This is a genomic window from Peteryoungia rhizophila (assembly GCF_004912145.1).
Taxonomy (GTDB): domain Bacteria; phylum Pseudomonadota; class Alphaproteobacteria; order Rhizobiales; family Rhizobiaceae; genus Allorhizobium; species Allorhizobium rhizophilum.
The window spans coordinates 1-891 of record NZ_STGT01000018.1 but is presented as its reverse complement, the minus strand read 5'-3'; the positions used below and the strand labels follow the sequence as shown (position 1 = coordinate 891).

1 protein-coding gene is annotated in these 891 nt (G+C 58.6%); it reads right to left on the bottom strand.

All coding sequences use genetic code 11. The annotated features are described in order from the left end of the window. Positions 1-16: 16 nt before the first annotated feature. Positions 17-841: a carbohydrate ABC transporter permease gene (locus tag E9677_RS25080; protein ID WP_136560796.1), complete on the bottom strand. Its 825-nt coding sequence runs from the start codon at positions 839-841 to the stop codon at positions 17-19. Between the last annotated feature and the right edge of the window lie 50 nt (positions 842-891).

Here is an 891-nt window from a genome sequence, read left to right as displayed (position 1 = left end):
CCCATCTTCTTGTTCCTTACTTCACGGCGCCAAAGGTGAGGCCACGGACGAGTTGTTTCTGGCTGAACCAGCCGAGGATGACGATGGGAGCGATGGCGAGCGTCGAGGCTGCCGAAAGCTTCGCCCAGAACAGACCCTGCGGACTGGAGAAGGAGGCGATAAAGGCGGTCAAGGGTGCTGCGTTTGTGGTGGTGAGGCGGATCGTCCAGAAGGCTTCATTCCAGGCCAGGATGACGTTCAGCAGCATGGTCGAGGCGATGCCGGGGATCGCCATGGGCGTCAGGACATAGACAATCTCGTTGACGAGCGAGGCTCCGTCCATGCGGGCCGCCTCCAGGATCTCGCCCGGAATTTCGCGGAAATAAGTGTAGAGCATCCACACGACGATCGGCAGGTTGATCAGCATCAGCATGATGGTCAGACCGATCCGGGTATCGAGCAGGCCGAAGTCGCGGAAGATCAGATAGATCGGCACGAGAACGGCGACAGCCGGCATCATCTTGGTCGAGAGCATCCACATCAGGATGTCCTTGGTCCGCTTGGTCGGCGAAAATGCCATGGCCCAGGCGGCAGGCACCGCAACGAACAGCGCAAGAATGGTCGAACCGATGGAGATGATCACCGAATTCATAAAGGGCTTGAAATAGTCACGCTGGGTCTGAACGGTGACGTAGTTTTCAAGCGTGAAGGACGGGATCAGGTTGAAGCCCTGGATCGCCTCCGTCTCGGTCTTGAGCGAGGTGATGATCGTGTAGAGGATCGGGAAGAAGATCACCATCGCGATGGTCCAGGCCAGCGCGGTGAAGGCAATCTTGCGGCGAAGGGTTGCAGCTCGAGCCATGGTCTGTCTCCTCAGCGGTCAAGGTTCTTGCCGACCGCGCGCATCAGGAA

Bases quoted from the DNA above. Each gene is read 5' to 3' on its own strand.
- E9677_RS25080 (WP_136560796.1), bottom strand. From the start codon at position 841: ATGGCTCGAGCTGCAACCCTTCGCCGCAAGATTGCCTTCACCGCGCTG.